19 protein-coding genes and 1 other RNA gene are annotated in these 21,835 nt (G+C 41.3%); 11 read left to right on the top strand and 9 right to left on the bottom strand.

Annotated elements, in window-relative coordinates:
• Nucleotides 1–5 precede the first annotated feature (5 nt).
• From L2735_RS03550 to L2735_RS03530, 5 genes are all read left to right on the top strand, one after another.
• Nucleotides 6–755 (top strand): ferredoxin--NADP reductase, encoded by a 750-nt coding sequence (locus L2735_RS03550; protein ID WP_248983385.1) that lies wholly within the window; start codon nt 6–8, stop codon nt 753–755.
• 226 nt (nt 756–981) lie between these two features.
• A complete protein-coding gene (locus L2735_RS03545; RefSeq protein WP_248983384.1) occupies nt 982–2,001 on the top strand; it encodes a Fe(3+) ABC transporter substrate-binding protein in 1,020 nt (339 codons plus the stop codon).
• Between the two features lie 53 nt (nt 2,002–2,054).
• Complete coding sequence (locus L2735_RS03540) at nt 2,055–3,686, top strand: ABC transporter permease (protein ID WP_248983383.1); 1,632 nt, start codon at nt 2,055–2,057, stop codon at nt 3,684–3,686.
• 1 nt (nt 3,687) lies between these two features.
• Nucleotides 3,688–4,716, top strand: a complete 1,029-nt coding sequence (locus L2735_RS03535; RefSeq protein ID WP_248983382.1) for an ABC transporter ATP-binding protein — start codon at nt 3,688–3,690, stop codon at nt 4,714–4,716.
• Between the two features lie 110 nt (nt 4,717–4,826).
• The gene (locus tag L2735_RS03530) at nt 4,827–5,765 is read left to right on the top strand and encodes a Dyp-type peroxidase (RefSeq protein WP_248983381.1); all 939 of its coding nucleotides are present in this window, start codon (nt 4,827–4,829) and stop codon (nt 5,763–5,765) included.
• A gap of 93 nt (nt 5,766–5,858) precedes the next feature.
• Here the strand turns inward: L2735_RS03530 and argR are convergent, their stop codons facing one another.
• Complete coding sequence (argR, locus tag L2735_RS03525) at nt 5,859–6,329, bottom strand: transcriptional regulator ArgR (RefSeq protein WP_153912722.1); 471 nt, start codon at nt 6,327–6,329, stop codon at nt 5,859–5,861.
• A gap of 315 nt (nt 6,330–6,644) precedes the next feature.
• On the opposite strand from argR, the gene mdh reads away from it, so the two are divergent.
• Nucleotides 6,645–7,580, top strand: a complete 936-nt coding sequence (gene mdh, locus L2735_RS03520) for a malate dehydrogenase (protein ID WP_220753464.1) — start codon at nt 6,645–6,647, stop codon at nt 7,578–7,580.
• A gap of 123 nt (nt 7,581–7,703) precedes the next feature.
• On the opposite strand, the gene L2735_RS03515 is transcribed toward mdh, so the two are convergent.
• Nucleotides 7,704–8,543: an SDR family NAD(P)-dependent oxidoreductase gene (locus tag L2735_RS03515; RefSeq protein ID WP_248983380.1), complete on the bottom strand. Its 840-nt coding sequence runs from the start codon at nt 8,541–8,543 to the stop codon at nt 7,704–7,706.
• 3 nt (nt 8,544–8,546) lie between these two features.
• On the bottom strand, nt 8,547–8,936 hold the full coding sequence (locus L2735_RS03510; protein WP_248983379.1) for a thiol-disulfide oxidoreductase DCC family protein: 390 nt from the start codon (nt 8,934–8,936) through the stop codon (nt 8,547–8,549).
• 275 nt (nt 8,937–9,211) lie between these two features.
• On the opposite strand from L2735_RS03510, the gene L2735_RS03505 reads away from it, so the two are divergent.
• The 5 genes from L2735_RS03505 to L2735_RS03485 all read left to right on the top strand — a co-directional run bounded on the left by L2735_RS03505 (nt 9,212) and on the right by L2735_RS03485 (nt 12,922).
• Nucleotides 9,212–9,391 carry a hypothetical protein gene (locus L2735_RS03505; protein ID WP_248983378.1) on the top strand — a complete coding sequence of 60 codons (180 nt, stop codon included), beginning with the start codon at nt 9,212–9,214 and terminating at the stop codon, nt 9,389–9,391.
• A gap of 130 nt (nt 9,392–9,521) precedes the next feature.
• Nucleotides 9,522–9,878 (top strand): dihydroneopterin triphosphate 2'-epimerase, encoded by a 357-nt coding sequence (folX, locus tag L2735_RS03500; RefSeq protein ID WP_153912748.1) that lies wholly within the window; start codon nt 9,522–9,524, stop codon nt 9,876–9,878.
• A gap of 67 nt (nt 9,879–9,945) precedes the next feature.
• Complete coding sequence (gene folE, locus L2735_RS03495; RefSeq protein ID WP_248983377.1) at nt 9,946–10,590, top strand: GTP cyclohydrolase I FolE; 645 nt, start codon at nt 9,946–9,948, stop codon at nt 10,588–10,590.
• Nucleotides 10,591–10,706: 116 nt separating this feature from the next.
• Nucleotides 10,707–11,432: a dihydromonapterin reductase gene (gene folM, locus L2735_RS03490; RefSeq protein ID WP_248983376.1), complete on the top strand. Its 726-nt coding sequence runs from the start codon at nt 10,707–10,709 to the stop codon at nt 11,430–11,432.
• A gap of 197 nt (nt 11,433–11,629) precedes the next feature.
• A complete protein-coding gene (locus L2735_RS03485) occupies nt 11,630–12,922 on the top strand; it encodes an O-acetylhomoserine aminocarboxypropyltransferase/cysteine synthase family protein (RefSeq protein WP_248983438.1) in 1,293 nt (430 codons plus the stop codon).
• Nucleotides 12,923–13,047: 125 nt separating this feature from the next.
• On the opposite strand, the gene L2735_RS03480 is transcribed toward L2735_RS03485, so the two are convergent.
• The 6 genes from L2735_RS03480 to zapA form a co-directional block, all read right to left on the bottom strand.
• Nucleotides 13,048–13,821: a 5-formyltetrahydrofolate cyclo-ligase gene (locus tag L2735_RS03480; protein WP_346348119.1), complete on the bottom strand. Its 774-nt coding sequence runs from the start codon at nt 13,819–13,821 to the stop codon at nt 13,048–13,050.
• Between the two features lie 156 nt (nt 13,822–13,977).
• Entirely contained in the window at nt 13,978–15,864 is a 1,887-nt protein-coding gene (locus tag L2735_RS03475; RefSeq protein ID WP_248983375.1) for a zinc finger-like domain-containing protein, read from the bottom strand.
• A gap of 72 nt (nt 15,865–15,936) precedes the next feature.
• Nucleotides 15,937–18,399 (bottom strand): hypothetical protein, encoded by a 2,463-nt coding sequence (locus tag L2735_RS03470; RefSeq protein WP_248983374.1) that lies wholly within the window; start codon nt 18,397–18,399, stop codon nt 15,937–15,939.
• Between the two features lie 16 nt (nt 18,400–18,415).
• The gene (locus tag L2735_RS03465; protein WP_248983373.1) at nt 18,416–19,870 is read right to left on the bottom strand and encodes a glycerophosphodiester phosphodiesterase family protein; all 1,455 of its coding nucleotides are present in this window, start codon (nt 19,868–19,870) and stop codon (nt 18,416–18,418) included.
• A 613-nt stretch (nt 19,871–20,483) separates the two neighbouring features.
• Nucleotides 20,484–20,666, bottom strand: a non-coding RNA gene (ssrS, locus tag L2735_RS03460) — 6S RNA.
• A 56-nt stretch (nt 20,667–20,722) separates the two neighbouring features.
• Nucleotides 20,723–21,028 (bottom strand): cell division protein ZapA, encoded by a 306-nt coding sequence (gene zapA, locus L2735_RS03455; protein ID WP_153912736.1) that lies wholly within the window; start codon nt 21,026–21,028, stop codon nt 20,723–20,725.
• Nucleotides 21,029–21,835 lie beyond the last annotated feature (807 nt).

Here is a 21,835-nt window from a genome sequence, read left to right as displayed (position 1 = left end):
AGCTTATGTGGACAACGGGTACCGTCACTGAACGTATTGAATGGAACGAGAAGTTATTCTCATTGCGTATTAAAGCGGATGTCGAGCCATTTATCGCTGGGCAATTCATCAAGTTGAGTCAAATTCGCGATGATAAACGCATCGCGCGAGCATACTCCGTAGTTAACCCACCAGGTAAAGAGTATATTGAAATCTTAGCTGTTGCAGTTGAAGAAGGGCAGTTATCCCCTGATCTTCAAGCGCTTAAAGTAGGTGATAATATTGAAGTCAGTACCAAAGCTGCGGGTTTTATGACCTTAGATGAAATTCCTACAGGTGCATTGCAAGGTCCGCATTTATGGTTCTTAGCGACAGGTACTGCAGTGGGTCCTTTTATTTCAATGATGGAAACTGAGGAGCCTTGGCAGAGATTTGAAAAAGTCGTGTTGGTATATGGGGTAAGGTTAATCGAAGATTTAGCTTATTTACCGCAGTTACAAGCGTTACAGAAAAAGTACCCAACTCAATTTATTTTTATTCCGTCAGTGACAAGAGAGGCCTTCGATGGAGGGCTTTCATGTCGTATTCCTGATGGGCTTCAAAGTGGTATTCTTGAGCAAACAGCGGGAGTGGCTTTAAATCAAGAAAACTCACAGGTCATGATTTGCGGCAACCCTGGGATGATAACAGATGCGCAAACGGCATTAACTGAAAAGGGGTTAGTTAAAAACTTACGCCGAGCACCAGGTCAAATTACTGTAGAGAAATATTGGTAACCAACATTTAAAAGCTGTATGGAATCGAATTTGTACAGCTTTTAATATACTTAATCCCCTGAAGCCTCATTAATTATCCCTCAATTCAGATATAAACAACACTTGCTCCTTAAGCAGCGATCCATTATCCTCTCCGTAATTGATAATTATTATCATTTCCATAAGCAATTACTTAACCACTCTTTTACAATATGATTAAGTAATGCCAAGCCAAGGAGAATTTGGAATGAAATCGTTTAAACGTTTAGCGTTGTTAGGTTTAGCTACTGTGACATCTATGGGATCAATTGCTGCGACAGCTGCAGATGATCTTACTGTTTACTCTTACCGACAAGCTTTCCTTGTTGAACCGATTTTAGAACAATTCACCAAGGACACTGGCATTAAAGTCAATGTCGTATTCGCCAAAGATGGTATTGCAGAGCGTATTGCTCGCGAAGGTCGTCTTTCTCCTGCTGATGTTGTGTTGACTTCTGACTTTTCTCGTTTAATGGAATTGGTTGATAAAGATCTGGTTGTTGATGTTAAAAGCGATACGCTAAATAACAATATTCCTGAGCAATACCGTTCACCTGAAAATGATTGGTACGCATTAACGATGCGTGTTCGTAATGTTTATTCTTCAAAAGATCGTACAGGTAAGCTTGATCTTAATTATGAAGATTTAGCCTCTGAAGAGTATAAAGGTAAAATTTGTACCCGAAGCTTTAAGCACCCTTATAACATTGCGCTAGTGGCTTCAATGATTGCTCACCACGGTGAGGCTGAAACTAAAACTTGGCTTGAAGGTGTTAAAGCAAATTTAGCTCGTAAGCCACAGGGTAACGATCGTGCTCAAGTTAAAGCCGTTAAAGAAGGTTTATGTGACGTTGCGATTGGTAACAGTTATTACTTTGGTAAAATGATGACTGATCCTAAGCAAAAGAGCTGGGCTGAAGCGGTATACATTAACTTCCCTAATCAGAAAAATCGTGGTTCTCATATCAATGTGTCAGGTATGGCACTCGCAAAATTTGCACCTAGTAAAGATAATGCTATAAAATTGATGGAATTTTTATCGTCTGACGTAGCTCAAAAATCTTACGCAGAAGTGAACATGGAATATCCTGTTAAAGCGGATGTTGCACCTTCTGAAATGGTAGCTTCTTGGGGAGACTTCAAAGCTGATAGTCTGCCAATCTTTAAGTTAGCTGAAAATCATCAAGCGGCAGTGAAGCTACTTGATGAAGTAAAATTTGATCTGTAAGGATGCTTTATTTTACCGCGTGCTAAGCACGCGGCACTAATTGGAAAGTATTTATGATCTTAGGCTTAACCAGAAGCTGGTCGCTCGCTGGTTATGCGATTGCGGTAATATTAATATTGCCGCTTTTTGCACTTTTAGTACAAGCAACTCTCCCTGACGAAGCTGTTTTTAGTCATCTATTTGATACCGTATTACCCACCTATATCAGCAACAGTTTGTTGTTAATGTTCAAGGTGTGCATCGGATCCTTGCTGATCGCAGTGCCAGCTGCTTGGTTGGTGGCTAGGTGTGACTTCCCCGGGCGACGTTATTTTCAATGGGCATTATTACTGCCTTTAGCAATGCCAGCGTATATTGTCGCTTACGTTTATACTGACATGCTTGATTATGCGGGCCCTGTGCAGCGTTTTCTCAGACAAGCTTTTAGCTGGACCTCTCCGCAAGATTACTATTTCCCCGATATTCGTACCTTAACTGGCGCATCAATTATGCTGTCACTGGTGCTTTTCCCTTATATTTACTTATTAGCCCGCACAGCTTTTATGGAGCAATCCTCAAGCTTATTGCATGCTTCGCGTATTATGGGTTGTAGTCCGTGGAAGAGCTTTTGGCGTTTAGGTTTACCGATGGCAAGGCCAGCACTAGCAGTTGGTATGGCGTTAGTGGCAATGGAAACCGCAGCTGATTTTGCAACAGTGAGTTATTTTGCTGTTCCAACATTAACAACCGCCGTGTATGACACTTGGCTTGGCTATGGCAGCCTAGCTGCAGCGGCAAAGTTGTCAGCTATTATGCTGCTGGTCATCTTTGCTATGGTAGGGTTTGAGCGATTTGCTCGCCGTAAACAAGAGCTATTTCAAAAACAATCACGCCTAACTGAGTCTGATCGTTATCATTTATCAGGCTTTAAAGCATGGCTATCATTTGGTTATTGTAGTCTGCTAATTATTTTAGCTTTTTTACTGCCATTTGCTGTTCTTGCAGGTTATGCAATCGACTATTTTGATGAAAGCTGGAATAGTCGCTTTTGGCAATACAGTTTTAATAGTTTATATATTGCCGCCGTAGTGAGCTTCATTTGTGTGGTACTTGCGTTAGTGATGATGTTTATTAGGCGGGTCAGTCCTCGAAAAAGCGATATTTTACCTTCACGCTTGAGCAGCACAGGCTATGCCATTCCTGGCACAGTATTAGCGATTGGTGTGCTCGTTCCATTAACCTATCTCGATTTTGCCATTAATGACATTTACGACTATTTTGATGCTCGGGGGCCTGGGCTGTTATTTACTGGTAGTGTGTTTGCGTTAATTTTTGCCTTTTGTGTCCGATTTGTAGCGATTTCGATTGGTAGTATTGAGAACAGTTATAAACGAATATCCCCTTCATTAGACATGGCCAGTATCACTATGGGACAAAAGCCTAGACAGCTGTTGTGGCGAGTACATTTACCCTTACTTCGTAAAGGTATTTTTGCTGGTGCATTACTCGTGTTTATTGAAAGTATGAAAGAGCTGCCAGCGGCATTGTTACTTAGACCAATTGGCTTTGAAAACCTTGCCACTCACGTGTTCCAGTTCGTATCAGATGAGCAACTTGAACATGGGGCATTAGCCGCCATAGTTATTGTGATAGTTGGACTCATCCCGTTGATTTACCTTAACCGTTCATTGGAGCAAGAGAGCTAATATGTCCACATTGACCATTCAAAATGTAAACAGTGACTACCAAGGACAGGTGATTCTTAACGGCTTAAATCTGACATTAGAGCAGGGAGAAATTGTTGCGCTACTTGGGCCAAGTGGTTGCGGTAAAACAACCTTGCTTCGGGCTATTGCAGGGCTACAAGCCATTAGCCAAGGCAGTATTGCGATTAATGGCCAAGCTTTGAGTGCAGATAATCTATTTGTGCCCAGTGAAAAACGTGGCATTGGGATGATTTTTCAAGATTACGCCTTATTTCCTCATTTAACCGTGAGCGACAATATTCTATTTGGGGTAAAAGATTTAACAGCAAAAGAGCGCAGCGATCGCCTTGACGATATGCTGCAGCTGGTTAAATTGGAAGGACTAGGCAAGCGTTATCCTCATGAATTGTCTGGCGGCCAACAACAAAGGGTTTCTATTGCCCGTGCGTTAGCTTATCAACCTGAATTACTGTTATTAGACGAGCCGTTTTCTAACATTGACTCACAAGTGCGCAGTGAAATGATGCTTGAGATCAGACAAATTCTTAAGCAGCGAAATGTCAGTGCGGTATTTGTTACCCACAGTAAGGATGAAGCGTTTGTATTCGCTGACAAATTGGCTTTATTTAAAGACGGCGGCATTGTGCAACACGGTTTGGCTGAAGAGTTATATGCGGAGCCGAATGAGCGCTATGTGGCAGAGTTTTTAGGTGAAGGCAATTACTTAACTGTCACCATTAAAAGCCCAACTCAGGTATCGTCCGTATTAGGGATAATTGAAAGTACTCATTCCATTGTTCGAGAGCCTAATAGCCAAGGTGAATTACTATTAAGACCGCAACAAATTGATTTGCAACCAGCAGCTCAAGGACACGGAGAGATTATTGAGCGACGTTTTCTGGGTACAATTTGTCATTATTGGGTTAAAGTAGGCCAACAAACGCTCGAAGTTAGAAGTCAATTAACAACACTGACGTTAGGTCAGAAGGTCAATTTATCAATATCGGCGCACCCGTTAGTGATTTTTTAGTGACTTAAGTCTAAATTGATTGAAAATTGAGATGGAGCATAAGGATTAAATTGCTCAATTACCTTACACTATTTTAATCTTATTATTGTTAAAAGGTGGTTGATTCCAACATGGAAACACAGAATATGCCTCGTGAACAGTTAGGAGTTTGTGCAGAAGGAAATTTGCATAGCGTCTACTTGATGTTTAATGCCAATGAAGGTGTAGAAGCCCAGCTGCGTCCTTGTTTAGCTAATGTTGCTCAATATATTTATGAGTTATCAGATCAATATGCTGACAGTGCCTTTAATGGCTTTGTCGCAATTGGTGCTAATTACTGGGACACCATTTATGGTGAGCAGCGTCCAGCTCAATTACGCCCTTTTCCTGCTATGCAAGAAGGTAATCGTGATGCGCCAGCAATTGAATATGACTTATTTATGCATATTCGCTGCGATCGTTATGACATCTTGCATTTAGTTGCCAACGAAATTAGCCAAATGTTTGAAGGTTTGGTTGAGCTTATCGAGGAAGAACGTGGATTCCGTTTCATGGATAGCCGTGATTTAACAGGCTTTGTTGATGGCACTGAAAATCCAAAAGGACGTAGTCGTCAAGAAGTCGCATTAGTGGCTGATGAAGATACTGCATTCAAAGGCGGAAGTTATGTACATGTGCAAAAGTACGCGCATAACCTAAGCAAGTGGAACCGTCTACCTCAGAAGAAACAAGAAGATATTATCGGCCGTACTAAGCAAGATGATATTGAATATGCTTCAGAAGATAAGCCGCTAACAAGCCATATTAAACGTGTTAATTTAAAAGATGCTGACGGTAATTCAATGGAGATATTACGTCAAAGCATGCCGTTTGGTTCGCTCAGAGAGCAAGGTTTAATGTTTATCTCTACTTGTAGCAAACCGACTCATTTTGAAGAGATGCTACGTAGTATGGTTTATGGTGATGGTCACGGAAACCATGACCATTTAATGCAGTTTACTAAAGCATTAACGGGCTCTTCATTTTTTGCCCCTTCACTTGATTTTTTAGCTCAATTCGCTAACGACTAATCTTAGTGGAGCGTTAATGAACAGGCACAAAAAAAGCAATGCGAGAGCATTGCTTTTTTATTGGGTCTTTAACACCGAGATGACCTGAGAAAATTACTCACTATAGTTAAATAGTGACTTAACCGTTTCAAGCGTATCGTCAATGGTTTTAATGCTAGATGGACAGATGAAAATGGTGTCATCCCCAGCAATGGTGCCCAGAATCCCTTCAGGTTTACCTATTGAATCTAATAAACGTGCGATTAACTGAGCAGCCCCTGGGCTTGTACGAACAACAATCATTGCTTGGTTATGATCAACGTCTAGTACTAAGTTTTTAACCGGGCTACCTGCAGTAGGAACACCTAATTCAGCAGGTAAACAGTAAACCATTTCTTGCTTAGCATTTCGGGTACGTACCGCGCCGAACTTACTCAACATACGCGAAACTTTTGACTGGTTAATATTGCCAAAACCTTCTGCTTGCAGCGCATTAACTATCTCGCTTTGGCTTCCAAAGCGCTCTTCCTTAAGTATCGACTTAAACGTTCTAACGAGTTCATCCTGATTCTTGGTCGCTGGCATATTTTTTTCGTCTTATAGTAATTTTTAAAATGAATACAATATATTCACAAAACGGGTTCATTTTGAATATATAAACAACACAAGTCAAGAAATAAGCTAAATTGGTGAATAAAAATTCACTTTACAGAGTAAATGGTTAAATCAGTGATTATTTATATACATATCATAGAATAAGTAAATTGCTTTACTCCACTAAGGGATAATTGAAATTGTCTCTGTGATGCAGTAATGTGACGCCACAAGAAATATGATCTATGTCACAAACTGCGAATCATAAATTTAGAAGTCAACCCTAGAACGTTATTGGAGATAATTATGAAAGTAGCTGTACTTGGTGCTGCTGGCGGTATTGGCCAGGCCCTAGCTTTACTATTAAAAACTCAACTTCCTGCAGGCTCAAAGTTGTCTCTTTATGACATTGCTCCTGTTACTCCAGGTGTCGCTGTCGATTTAAGCCACATCCCAACAGATGTTGAAGTTGCTGGTTTCGCTGGCGAAGATCCTACTCCTGCACTAGTTGATGCTGATGTTGTTCTCATTTCTGCTGGTGTTGCACGTAAACCAGGTATGGATCGTTCAGATCTATTCAACATCAATGCTGGTATCGTTCGTAACCTAATTGAAAAAGTAGCGGCAACTTGTCCTAAAGCATTAATCGGCGTGATCACTAACCCTGTGAACACAACGGTTGCAATCGCTGCTGAAGTACTTAAAAAAGCAGGTGTTTACGATAAGAACCGTTTATTCGGTGTGACTACACTGGATGTTATCCGTTCTGAAACCTTTATTGCTGATCTTAAAGGCTTAAACGTCGCTGACGTGAACATCAATGTTATCGGCGGCCACAGTGGTGTAACGATTCTTCCACTACTTTCTCAAGTTGAAGGCGTAAGCTTTACTGATGAAGAAGTTGCTGCATTAACCACTCGTATCCAAAATGCTGGTACTGAAGTTGTTGAAGCTAAAGCCGGTGGCGGTAGTGCGACACTTTCAATGGGTCAGGCGGCATGTCGTTTCGGTCTATCTTTAGTTCGTGGCCTTCAAGGTGAAGCAAACGTTGTTGAATGTGCATACGTAGATGGCGGCAGTGAACATGCTGAATTCTTCGCACAGCCAGTTGTACTTGGTAAAAACGGCGTAGAAAAAGTATTAGCTTACGGTGAAGTAAGCGCATTTGAAGCGAACGCTCGTGATGCAATGCTTGATACATTAAAAGGCGATATCAACCTAGGTGTTGAATTCGTTAAATAAGCCAATAGCTTATTAACTTAAAAAGCGAAGCTTAAGGCTTCGCTTTTTTGTGTCTGACATTTAATGATTTATACCGTTTCAGTCTTTCTTTGCCCAGAAACTAAAGATTATCAACCGAGTCGATTACCAAGTAATAGTCTTTCCTTGCCAATCGAGGAATTCAGCTTCACAGTCAAAGGTTAGCTCTTGATGAATACCGAGCAATTGCTTAGCAACAAATTCAGCAGTAAAGAGCTTCCCTTCAGGTACGTTAGCTTGAAAAGGTTTGGATAAATCAGTGTCTGTGGTACCAGGATGAAAAGCGATGAGTTTGCAGTTTTTAGCTCTGCGGGCGTACTCAATAGCGCAGGTTTTTATTAGCATGTTTAACGCGGATTTCGTTGCGCGATAGCTGTACCAGCCGCCTAAATGATTATCACTGATGCTGCCAACTCTGGCACTTAATACGCTAATGACACATTGCTGTTTCCCCTTAAGCACATTCACTAAATTTTGCAGCCATAACATAGGCACTATGGCGTTTGAATTGAATAACGCCTGCATTGATTCTGGGTTAATGTCTTCTAAACGTTTTTCTGGTGCGATTAACTGTGACTGTGAGGCTTTATTGTCTTTATGTATTGTGTGTAGTCTGCCATTACAAATAAACACCTTAACAATATGGCCTGTAATCGAAGAAAGAGACTGACAGGTAGTGGCAATATTTTGCTGTGAGTAATCAGAAGTGATGTGTAAATGATTAAGCTTATTTTCAACTTCATCTTCAATTTGATTTTCAGCACCAATGTCATATTTAACAGCAATCTCATATCTATCACCATAGTCAATATCGTTTTGACTTATGGTGATGACTTGTTTGATATTGTTATTGAGGTAAAGCTGCTGGGCAATCGCTTTGGCAATGCCAGAGGAAGCGCCAATGATGATGGCGGTTTCAACTGGCTTTAGGTTTGCTATATCCATAGACTATTTCAGCTTGCAGCTGCCATCTTCGCAGCGTTGTTGACCTGTGAGTAGGTACGATATCTGGTAGCGATTTTTAGCAAAACCGCGATAAGCGATGTCAGCAAAGGGTTTAACACAAGGAAGCCTTAGTAACTGGATCCATTTATGCTTACCGGTTAAGGCCCAGGCTTTGGCGGTGACATCTAAACCTGTTAATACTTCTCCATCACTGGTTTCACCATGAAGAATGTTGTTAGCGATAGAGAGGTCAATATGAGGGTACTTTTGCTCAAAGCCTTCTTGGTTTATATCAGCCAACTCAATCTTATGTAAGCGATCGTACTTTTTAAGTTGGGTCATTTCATTGCTGCATAACGGGCAAGCACTATCGTAAAAAATTCGTAATTCCATGGTACACCTCAGCGTTGCTTTGTTGACCTCAGCATTGTTTGTCTAGAGTTGTACGTTGAGTGTCGAAAAATAGATTAAATTTTTGAGAAATTATTTAGCTTTATGGTGCTATTAAGCAAGCACTGTTTAGCGGGCATGCTACTTTAAATGGTATTGTGTGACTGGATCAAATCAACTCAGATATCAACTCTGGTATCAACTTAGGTATCAATGATGGTATTGATACATTAGACGCGCTATTTAACTCAACGGTGAGTCATGTAAGGCCTGTTTGTATGGCGGAAAATACCATTTTAGGGCGGGGCTTCTTTTTACTGACAGATGCCTACTTTAAGTGGCTTGCAGCACTGGTTATCTTTAGTTTAGGAGTCGCAACTATGCTGACTTTGATTATTGTACCTGTGTTCTATATTATCTTCTTTAAAGTTAAGTGCCGAAACTATAAAGAGTTTTAGTTAGCAAAATTGGCGATTTGTCGCTATAACTATAAGAGTCAGCTGTAAAAAGTTGGCTCTTTTTTATGTGATCTAACTTGCTTATTCTCACGTATCACGTTCATGTATTCATAAGAGGCTCACTATGTCTATTAGCCAAGCAATTATTAAAGTTACTAATCTTCGTTTACGTACCTTCATTGGTTTCAATCCAGACGAACGTGAAAAACAGCAAGATGTTGTGATAAATATTGAAATCCAATATCCAGCCGACAAGTCATTTCAAACGGATGATGTTGCCGATGCACTTAACTATAAAGTTATCACTAAAAAAGTTATTCAACATGTTGAAGAAGGGCGCTTTTTACTGCTCGAAAAATTGGTCGCCGATGTACTGGCCATTTGTAGCGAGCACCCATCTATTACCATGTCACGAGTAACGATTGATAAACCTCATGCTTTACGTTTTGCCGACTCTGTTTCGCTGTCTTTAGAACAGCGAAAATAAGCGAGCGCTTAAAGCGTTTACGTAATGTTGTGGTGTTATTTGGCACGGGTTGCCATAAGGAAAACACATGATTTCAGAAGAAGCACGTAAGGTGCAGCAAGTTTTAATTGAGCGAGGTCTCGAAACGCCATTGGTCGAAAATGACATGACCAGTGAGCAAAAAATAGAACGGATCCAAGGGTTGATGACTGAAGTCGTATCAACTTTGGGGCTAGATTTAACCGATGACAGCTTGTGCGAAACACCGCATCGGATTGCCAAAATGTATGTGAACGAAATTTTCTCTGGTCTTGATTATCATCAATTCCCCAAAGTCACCCAAATAGATAACAAAATGGGCGTCGAGGAAATGGTTAAGGTCAGCGATATCAGTGTGGTTAGCACCTGTGAACATCATTTTATTACTATTGATGGCGTTGCAGATGTCGCATACATTCCGAAAAAGAAGATTATCGGTTTGTCTAAAATTAACCGTTTAGTGCGTTTCTTTGCCCAAAGGCCACAAGTGCAAGAACGTCTTACTCAGCAAGTATTAGTCGCATTGCAAACTTTGCTAGAAACCGATGACGTTGCTATTAGCATTAACGCCACTCATTACTGCGTTAAATCACGTGGCATTATGGACACTCAGTCTCATACTAAAACGTCAGCTTTAGGTGGTTGTTTTAAAAATAACCCAGCTTCACGGGCTGAATTTTTCTCCAAAAGTTGACTCATACCAAGTTGGTTAAGTTTGATAAGTCATGAATGATACCCCATAGGTCATTAGCCGCTTTTTAGCACTAATGGCCTTTATGCTTTTCTGTAACCATTAAAAAGAGAACCCTAATGAAACAAACCCTATTGATTACAGGTGTCGGAAAACGAATTGGTTATGCCTTGGCAAAGCATTTTTTAGCCCAAGATTATAATGTCATTGGCACGTTCAGAACTCACTATCCATCCATCGATGAGTTATTGGATTTAGGCGCAGATTTGTACCAGTGTGATTTATGTCAGCCTGCAGAAATAGAAGACATGCTAAGCCGCATTAAAGCCCAGCATTCACAGGTAAATTGCATTATTCATAATGCTTCTGATTGGCACAATGATAAAACCACTGCAGAGATCAGCTCAGCAGATATCATGACACGGATGATGAATATTCATGTCAGCGCGCCTTATCAGATTAATTTAGCTTTAGCGGAACTGTTGACGGAATCAGCTGGCACAAGTGTGGGCGCGAGTAACATCATTCATATCACAGATTATGTGGCTGAAAAGGGTAGCAAGAAGCATATTGCTTATGCGGCCAGTAAAGCGGCGCTGCACAATATGACCCTATCCTTTGCTGCCAAATTTGCCCCAAGTGTGAAAGTGAACTCAATTGCCCCGGCAATGATTCTATTTAACGAAGGCGATGATGAAGCGTATAAAGCTAAAGCGTTAGCTAAAGCAATATTGCCAAAAGAAGCTGGCAACAGCGAAATTATCGAATTAGTAGACTACTTATTGTCGAGCCAATATGTGACAGGTAGAAGCTATGCTGTTGATGGTGGTAGACACCTTAAATAAACCTGCTTTGTGGAGTTTACGAATTACTAAAAGTGGCGTTAATGATTTAATAAAAAGCTGAGTTAACGATTTAATAAAAAAGTTTTAGACTTCCAGACGTCTAGTTGCTAGTGTGTAGATTCATTCAATGAATCTCACATTATTGCGATTACTCATTAAAGGAAGCCACTATGACAGCGGAAAATACTCCCAAACAGATGAAACTGGAATCATTGGCGTTACACCATGGTTACCAATCCGAAGCGACAACCAAAGCCGCTGCAGTGCCAATATACCAGACAACTTCTTATACCTTTGATGATACCCAGCACGGTGCGGATTTATTTGATTTAAAAGTGCCTGGTAATATCTATACCCGCATTATGAACCCAACCACAGATGTATTGGAGCAGCGTCTTGCAGCCATCGAAGGCGGGATTGCTTCACTAGCAGTAGCATCGGGTATGGCTGCCATTACTTATGCTATTCAAGCACTAACTCAAGTGGGTGATAATATTGTTAGCACTAGTCAGTTATACGGCGGCACTTACAACTTGTTTGCCCATACCTTACCTCGCCAAGGTATTGATGTGCGTATGGCGGCATATGATGATTATGAAGGCTTAGAAGCCTTAATTGATGACAACACCAAAGCGTTGTTTTGTGAATCTATCGGTAACCCAGCTGGTAATGTCGTAGATCTGCAGCGTCTTGCAGATATTGCTCACAAGCATGGCGTCCCTTTGGTGGTCGATAACACCGTCGCCACACCAGTGTTGTGCCGTGCTTTTGATCATGGCGCTGACATTGTGATTCATTCTCTGACTAAATACATTGGCGGTCATGGCACGACGATTGGTGGCGTCATTATTGACTCTGGTAAGTTTGATTGGGTTGCTAACAAACAGCGCTTTGCTTTATTGAATGAGCCTGATCCGTCATACCACGGCGTGGTGTATACCGAAGCTTTTGGACCCGCAGCCTTTATTGGTCGTTGCCGTGTAGTACCGCTACGAAATACTGGTGCTGCCTTATCGCCTCAAAGCGCCTTTTTATTACTCCAAGGGCTAGAAACACTGAGCTTACGCATGGAGCGTCACTGCAGTAACGCATTAGCCTTAGCTGAATATTTACAAGCGCATCCACAAGTTAGTTGGGTCAATTACGCAGCATTGCCAAATAGCCCACAACATGAGCGTTGCCAAAAAATTACTCAAGGCAAAGCGTCAGGCATTATTAGTTTTGGCATTAAAGCGGACAATGCGGAAGCCGGTAAAGTGGCTGGTGGCCAGTTTATCGATGCACTACAAATGATCCTTCGTTTAGTGAATATTGGTGATGCTAAGTCACTGGCTTGTCATCCAGCGAGTACGACTCACAGGCAGCTTGATTCAGATGAATTAGCAAAAGCTGGTGTCTCTGAAGATTTAGTGCGTATTTCGGTAGGTATTGAGCATATCGACGATATTATTGCCGATGTGAGTCAAGCGTTAGATAAAGCGACGAGTTAACTCATACTCACATACTCGATTGCTGATGCCCATATAAGAAAGCCGTTAATTCAATTGGATTAACGGCTTTTTATTACTAATTTTTCTTACTTAGGCTTTCTTATCATCATCCTTTTTAAAAAGGATTAGCTGAGGTTTTTTGAAGCAATGCGCCTAGTAGGGGTAATAATTACAGGTAAGGGGACATCCCAATATTCAATAGGCAAAAAACTCACTTGCTGACAGTCGTGTGCATAGCCAACGGCTAACGGTTTATTGTCTGTAACTTGAGCCAGAGTGCGATCGTAAAAACCGCCGCCCATCCCCATTCGATTGCCTTTATCATCAAATGCCACCAGGGGGGTGACAATCATGTCGAGATGCTCAACGGTGACGATATTACGAATATCCAATTTAGGCTCTGCAATATTGTAGCGATTATTGACCATCTCAGAGTCTGCGGTGTAGCGCATAAACAAAAGGTGGCCTGTAGCAAAAGGGTGCAGGCGTGGTAAGTACACTTCAACGTCAAGCTTCCACAATGCCTCAATCAATTTGCTGGTGGCGAGTTCACCATCAAACCCTAAATACAAGGCCACTCGTTTAGCTGAAATTCGTTGGATCTCAGATAATAAATGACGACTGGCAATTAATGCTAATTGGTTTTGCTCTGGCTGTGATATGCCATTGCGCTGTTGGCGAATATGGCGACGAATGCTATCACGGCTCATATTACGACTATCAAATAAGGGGTCTACGTCACTGGCACTATTAAAAGAGTGAGGATAAATCGCGTCTGTAGTAGCCGAGGTATCATCGGATACAGGGCTTGCTGAAGAAAAATAGGTAATAAGAGTTTGATTATCTGTTGTATCAGACTGGTATTGGGTTGAGCCAGCCATAAAACGCGTCATGCTCATAGGTAGGAAGTACTCCATCACATACAAATGAAAGGAAAAATAGCGTTATAAACAAATGATGTTACAGATAGCAGGTTATCCTGATATGCCCAAATAGCAAAGAAGATAATCAATTGATTATCTTCTTTGCTTACAGAGTCATTGCGAATTGCTTAGCTATTTTTCCATATTCATCGATTTTAGCAATACTGGGCTGTCGTAATCAGCGACTGCTGTTTTGGCTTTTAACCAGAATTGGCGTCGCGTTAAGAAGTAGGCAAATATCACTGATAATATGACCCATTCAATTAAGTTTTCGGCCATAAATTGAGTGCCAGGATTTAAAGATTCCACTAACTCAAACGGATACCTTTCATGGTTTTCAATAAAACCAATCCGGCTATTCAATAAGTATAGGCCGTAATGTAAGCCGCAGTATGCGCCAATACCTGCAATAAACCCGAGTATTTTTGTATACCATTTATTCGGCAATTTGGTACCGATGACGACTAAATATAAACCTACTAATATTGATCCCGCCATTAATGCATTGGTGACCTCTAGGGTATGGTTAACCACTTCAATCCCGTTATAGAACAAAGTGAACCCAGCATGTGGCACCAATAAGGTTAAACTGAGTGCGAGTAACCATGTTTTACCTGGACCAATGTTTTTCCAGTACCACTTTTTAACGCATTGGTAGCTAAGCCAAATAAAGCCAAAAAAGAACAAGTAATTACATATTGCAGGCAGACCAAATAAGCCAAACTGCATTGTCAGTAAAGCAAAAAACCATTCAGGAAGCTGCAGTACGCTCATGCGATATGCAGAATCTTGCGCAAAAGAGGGGTACATAACGGCGAACAAAACACCTAATATTAGGAAAAGAAAAGAGTAACTGATGAAGCCACCAAACATTTTAGGGGCGATACCTTTAACACTTTGTTTTTTAAGCTGGGTTACTAGCGTTTGATAATTGGAGACCACAGCCTCTTTAATATCATTAGAAACCCAGTTTTCTTCCAATAATGGAATAGCTGTTTTGGTTTCGTTCGATTCAATAATATCTTTAATTGCAGGAGTGGATAAGGCCACTTTATCATCTGATTTACTGCCGCCAGCAAGCTTTTTTGCCAGACTCCATACTGCAGGATCATATACACCGCCAGCATTATGAGTGCTGTTTTTGTTGCCCGCAAAACACATGATAGTATCGACTTTATCGATGTTGGCCGTAAATTGTAGCGTGGGTAATTTAGCCTTAAAAGCATAAATAAAGCTACAGCCATTCAGTGTTCCTGCTACATCAACTTCAGTGACATCATCTAAATGATGAACCAGTTTTAGGCCGGTCTTTTTAACATAGTCAGATGTCCACTCATGGTAGTCACTAGTATTATATTCCCATCTAGTACTGCGTTTCGCCTCACCATCAATGGAGTAGCTGAAGTAGAGGTAACCGCCACCATCACAGGTGCGACAAGTAACCTTGCCACGTCCATTGCAATTGTAACAAGTGTTACTACCACTTCCTCCACAAGACGAACATGACTCACGACTATGAACCGTGCGATTATTCTCTTCACGTGTTACAGCATAAGAGCCCCTACCGCTACAGGAAGAACAAGAAGTGCTTCCATGACCATGACAGCTAGAACACGTGTCTTCGCCTGTTCCATCACAGATATAACAGACTTTACTACCGACATAGGTTTCAGGTGCAGATTGTAAACCGCAATCCTTAATCAAAAAGTTTTTAGAAATATCAGGGCCAAGGATCTTAAGAAAGCGATCGTTAAACAAACTATCGTCGTTGTTAACATATTGCCTTGCGGTCTCATTAGCACAGTTACAAGCATTTGAGGCGCTGCCAGACTTTATTCCAGCAGGGCAATGACCGCCATGTTCATGTTCGCTCACACCAATCTCAATGGTCCAGCCAAAGGTAAAGTTAAGCTCTGGTTGCTTTGCCTCTTCATTACTCAAAACCACTGGCACATTTACACCTGTGAGGTCTTTACCGTTGCTTCGGATAAAATCCTGGAACTGCTCTAATTTGCTCACGTAATACGTCCTATAAATCAATGCGTGAAATGTATTTTTTGGGTTCTTGGTTGTTTGTTAATGGCGCCGTAACTAAAGTTTTATGGTGAAGTCGGTAGCATCCGCCTTTAAATACACCCATTTTCTTATTGGTTCATGGCCATTGGCTGACACTTTTATGTCATACCCGCCGGCGGGTAACATCATCCCAGGTTGATATTTGGGTTTTATGTTCATCACGGCTACTTTTGCACCCGTTACATTGGTATTTATGGTTAATGGCAGTAGCACTTGCGCTTGATGGTCATTATTGGCTTTCGGGCTAATGTCGTGCTCTGGCATCAAGGTTAAATCGAACTGATTAATCGGCTCACTGATGGCATCAAAACCTTGAGTGATGAACATGCGCTGATCTATCCCTGCACCTATCGGCTGTACAATGGGTTGAGTGACGAGTAGCCATCTCAAAGCAAAAGAAATACTGGCAGAATCATTCTTCTCCATTTGCTCAAAGAAGTAATTTAACGCCGAGCCTTTCATGGTGTATTGATTACTGCCTAGGGTTAATGGCACTACAAAAATCGCCAGTAACATCGCCCCAGAAATACTGGCTTTGATATAGCCTTTAGTTTTGGGCGCATCACTTGAGCTAGTGCGTTTAGCTTGCACTAATTCCACCGCTTTCATTGGTAGTTTCAGCACAGTTAATAGCACTAACGCTAAACTTATCGACATTGAAATTGGCGGCACAATTGTGGCGCGCAGTGCCGACTTACCCGTCGATTCAAATGCACCACCATCGGCAAATTCCGCTTGCTGCGCTTCAAGGACATTAAGGTATTCAGTGGTCTTGCGGCTGATGTTGGGCTCAATGATTTTTTGTTTAAACTCACGGTTATTCCAATCCGCTAATGTCGGGTTGACGTACAACTCCTTCATTTGGCGTTGAATGCGCTTTTGCACATCACCTTGCTGTTGAAATTGCTGCCAAGTTAAATTAGGCGGCATGTCATAGCCTTTTGCTTTCATGCTTGAGCGCCACTCAGCATCGGCTTGTTGACGTACTTTTTTCGCGACAGCATTGTCAAAGCCTGTGCGATCTGCCATGACCCAAGTCGTCGGTAAGCTTAAGCCTTTTTGTTTTAAGGTTTTATTCACTTTGAGACTGGTAAGTTCATGGTGTCTGAACTCATGGATAGTATTGATCCCTAAAGGATAGCCGCCAGACTCTTTGACAAAATCAGGCTCCATTTTCACCATCAATACATTTTTGTAATGATTGACATCATTGGTGTACACCATGCGATGGTCTTTAAAGCCTGCATCACCACCGGTAACGGCATCGGCAGCTTGCATTGCCGTGAACAAACCAAAGGTCATGATGCCAGTTAAGATGGAGTTGCCTACATTCTCAGAGGTGCTAATTTCTTCACGAATTAGCCAATCATCAGGTGGAATGTAAGGAATACTGTATTTGGCGATTTCTTTATCGTAGCCTTTTTGCAATCTGTCATAGCAACGATCTTTACTGCTGCCTTTTTTCATGTCGGCGCATTTATTGCGACGCTCGAAAAAGTCATACATCTTAGGGGCAATTTGTTGCGCGCGGGATTCAACACGGGCTTCATAAGCCGAGGTGCCTTGTTGATATTTCTCCCAACCTTGTTTGACTTGGTTTTGGGTATCTAACCAGTATTCATCGGAGCGGCTTTGAACCGTGTTTAATGCTTGATTATATTGATTAGAGCCTTGAGCATACTCTTTGTATTTATCTCGCAGGTTTAATCTGAAATCATCATAATTTGAATAGTGCTCATCAAAGCGCGACATCGCACGGTCACGGACAAATTTTTCCATGATCATGCGTTTTTTCTGTTTTAAATCATCCACCAATTTGTCATCGGCATACACTAAACCACCAAAGACTGAGAGGAAGGTTTTTTCGGTGGCGTTATGATCTGAATCTGGATCGTATTCAATCCCTTCAAATTGAATCGATTTTTCAATTAACGCGCTGCGCAGTACTTGTGACAAGTAGGCTTGTTGACGTTCAGCTGGGGTTGAAGCATCAATAATAAAATGATCCACTAACCATTTTTGACCAAAGAATACCGTTGGCCACACAAGCACGGCAATCAAGCAAAAATAGCCTAATGCGCGGCCAACTCTCGCCACTTGTTTGCCTTTTAGCAGCATGTCTGCCAATAGCAAAGTGACCCCGATACCACTAATGGTACGGCCAAATAACTCAACTGCGCGCAAGTCATCTTCAGTGGAGTTTTTACCGCCAGCAACGTCGGTTAAGGCGGCATTAAATACTGCCTCTGGGAATAAATACAACACCGAACAAATGAACATAAACATCATCCACCCAAATGGTTTGCCCATCTTAGCGATTTGCGTTTCACGCTCTTGTGTAGCTGCGGCTTTTGCCGATTGTGATTGTTGTTTCTTTTGGACTTTTTTTAGCTCTTTTTCCGCGCTCTGCATTTTTTGCTGGGTCGGTGTAGCGCTTAATAAGTCCGTTGCAAAAGGGCTTTGTTTTTTATCTGTCATGATTTTATTTTTATTATTATTTATTGTTGCTATCAGGTAAGGTCAAAATGATTGTCTCACCTGTATGAGTATCGATTTTTTCATCGGTAATGGTTGGAAAACCGTGCTCTAACAAAGGGGTAGGCGTAGTTTTTTTAGCTTGGGTCTTTTTGGCTGTGTAAATAGCCTTTAACCCAGAAGCCATCGACAAGTAATAGCCTTCTTTTTGATAGCCAAGCATTTCTTCAAAACGGTCGAAATCGGCATCTTGCGGCAATGAAGCGATGTAACGGCCCACATTACTCAGTGGTTGGTAGCGCTTAGCTGGCACAGATGCAGTAAATAATCGTTGGCAAATTCTATAAGGCGTTTCATCAACAATGATGCCATCAGGTAGCTTATTTTTGCTGAGTTTGAGTAATTGATTTTGATGATAATCAGTCCCGTTGAGCGAATAGGTATAAACCTTCATGCCTAACTTATCAGCGCGATATTTCACACTGCTATTTTGCATGAAACTGCGAATATCTAAGTGGAGACCAGAATTATTGCCAAGTTGCTTTTGTAACTTAGCCAGCGCCGCACTGCTGGTGTAATCCTTGTAGCGCGAACGATAACGTTTAGTGCCGTAGCGGCCTGCTAATTCAATGTCATCATGGTTATCAAGATAGTAGGCATCATTTTTAACCCCTTTACGTAAATCGTTACGCAGTTTTTCAACGCTGGTTGGATGGCCACCTTGGACAAACCCAAGATAAGTGTAGGGATTAATACCACGCAGTTTATATAAGGTGTCTTGATCTGCAGCTGAATAGTAATAGCCACTTAGGCCAATATACTTTCTCAGCATATTATCAAGCTCAACTAATTCCTGACCGCTGGGATCAGATTTAATTTCCACGTTAAGCTTTTGATTCGGCATTCGATATGCGGCAAAAATCTTAAAGGCTTCAGAGGCCGTAATTGGGCGTTCATTTAATAAAGCGTTGCTGTCTTTATCACGCAGTTTTAGCTCGCCAAATTGTTTACGACTCATGCGCTCAAGCTTGTATCGCTCGCCGGTATAATGAACGGTAGCACGGCCAGTTTGGCTGTCATGGTGGTTAACCCATGTGCCATCTTTAAGTTGCATAACATCAATTTCGACACTGTTATAGTTGTCGTTTAATGCACCCGCAATGGCGTTATAACTGCTTTCTGGCTGACGGAAATCGCCACGATGAGCTGAGATATCCAACTGACATTGAGCAGTCGATAGCATTTTGATATTGCCATTTACAGCAAGGTATAAATTGCGATCGCCTAGCGCTAACTGAATATCGACAATGTCTAAACCTTGATTAGCTGCATCAAGAGGCAAATGAGATAACGCTGCCGGAACAACATAAGCGGTTTTTTGGGGTTCTGGTGTAGATTTACAACCCGATAAAGCGATGAGCGAAACAATTGCGAAAGCAATATAGTTCGCGAAAGTAAAAGTGCGACTTGTCATACTCAATAAATACAAGCTATTAATATTGTGGACTTTATACCTTAATGAACTGTGTAAAACAATAATAACCATAAGCTTAACAGGTGTATCGATTAACTACTGTTAACTGAAACGATATTGAGTTTGTTTTAGCTTTTTTTGATACAAGTTTTATTCAAATATTTCTTTCTAGGCTAAGTGTAATATTATTGAGCTTAGAGGGATTTAAGGTTTTTTCCCTAAAATGAACAGCAATTGCTATGTTGGTGAGATATGAGGCTTGGTGATATACCCAAACAACTTGAAGATACGTGTTTCAGAGCTTCACCGTGTTTTCAATACTAGGCGCGTTAATGCGATAATGTAGGTACCTTATAAATTAGCGCAACAACGTAGTGGGAACACGGTGAAACTCCCTGAGGGCAAGTTTTACACGCGTTTATGCTGCGTTATTGATTTTGAAAAGGGAATAACCATTACCCGCAATCAATGCCTTGCCTAAACGCGTGTAAATTCTTGCTGAAATCGAGCATCTTCAGGTTGTTTGGGTATAAAGCCTGTAATAAAAAAGCCACCTAAAAAGGTGGCTTAGATATTGACCCAACTTAAGCTTTTATTCGCTTAGTTATTTAGAATGCTCCCCAGAATACCGACCGTCGGTGTAGCCCTTGAACCGTAGGTTCAAGGCGGGAAAATGTTCATCTCCTAAGGTTTCTCGGTACGAGCCGAGCATACACAATGTCAATGAAAACATTCACCCTGGGTTTGTAAATATCGGCACAGGGACATAACCTACAAGCGCATATCCCAGGGAGCAAAACCAGTGTGAATCGTGTTGAGGTAATAAGCTTGCTCAACACAAATCAAAATTCTTTAATCTTCCTTGGTGCGTTCAACCAACGAATTTTCTAACGTTGATTGTAATAACGAAATGCGCTCATCCATTTGCGCCATATACTGCTTATTTTTTTGCTGTTCTTCGTGTAGCTCGTAACCAATATTCAGCGCGGCCATAATAGCTAATTCTTCGCGGCTCAAATTATTGGTTCGTGCTTTTAGGTTTGTGAGCTGCTGCTCAACACCTTTGGCGATCGAACGCAAAGCATCCTCTTGTCCTTTCGGGCAAGCGATAGAGTAGGTGCGCCCTAAAAGGGAGATATCAATAGCACTGTTACTCATAGTTCGCTGAAGATCCTTATTCGTCTAAAATAAAAATTGTAGCAGTTTACTCATTCCTCTGACTGTAACGCTTTAGCATGAATGCGAGTATTAGCGTTGATTTACAATCAATTTACAACATAGGTAAAGGAATCAGCCTGTTTGCGGACTATATAGCGCTCATATTAAAAGTGCAAGGTAACTTGCCGCCTTTAAGGCTATTTGCTTGATGAATGAGCATTTCGGCTTTTTCATCTTTTTTTAAGCTCGCATCACATTTGTTTTAGACATCTCTAAGGATACGTTGTTTATTGAAAATCGTTTAGTTCATCGAGTTATATTCGATACGGTTAATATTAGTTATTGGTTTATCAAGCCTGTCATTAATAGTCTATGGGCTAACAATTGCGCACTCAGCTCAAGCTATGATTACGCTAATTGACTTAAGGTGCCTTATACCCAAACAACCTGAAGATGCACGATTTCAGCAAGAATTTACACGCGTTTAGGCAAGGCATTGATTGCGGGTAATGGTTATTCCCTTTTCAAAATCAATAACGCAGCATAAACGCGTGTAAAACTTGCCCTCAGGGAGTTTCACCGTGTTCCCACTACGTTGTTGCGCTAATTTATAAGGTACCTACATTACCGCATTAACGCGCCTAGTATTGAAAACACGGTGAAGCTCTGAAACTCGTATCTTCAAGTTGTTTGGGTATATACTTAACAGATTGACGAAATATTTTAGCAACTTGTCTTGCAGAATTTGGTCGCAGTTATTAACTCTGCTAGCATTGCACCAGATTGATTATTTAATGGAAAATTACC

Source organism: Shewanella olleyana (assembly GCF_023283825.1).
Lineage (GTDB): Bacteria > Pseudomonadota > Gammaproteobacteria > Enterobacterales > Shewanellaceae > Shewanella > Shewanella olleyana.
The sequence above is the reverse complement of the archived record's forward strand: the minus strand, read 5'-3'. Positions and strand labels throughout refer to the sequence as shown.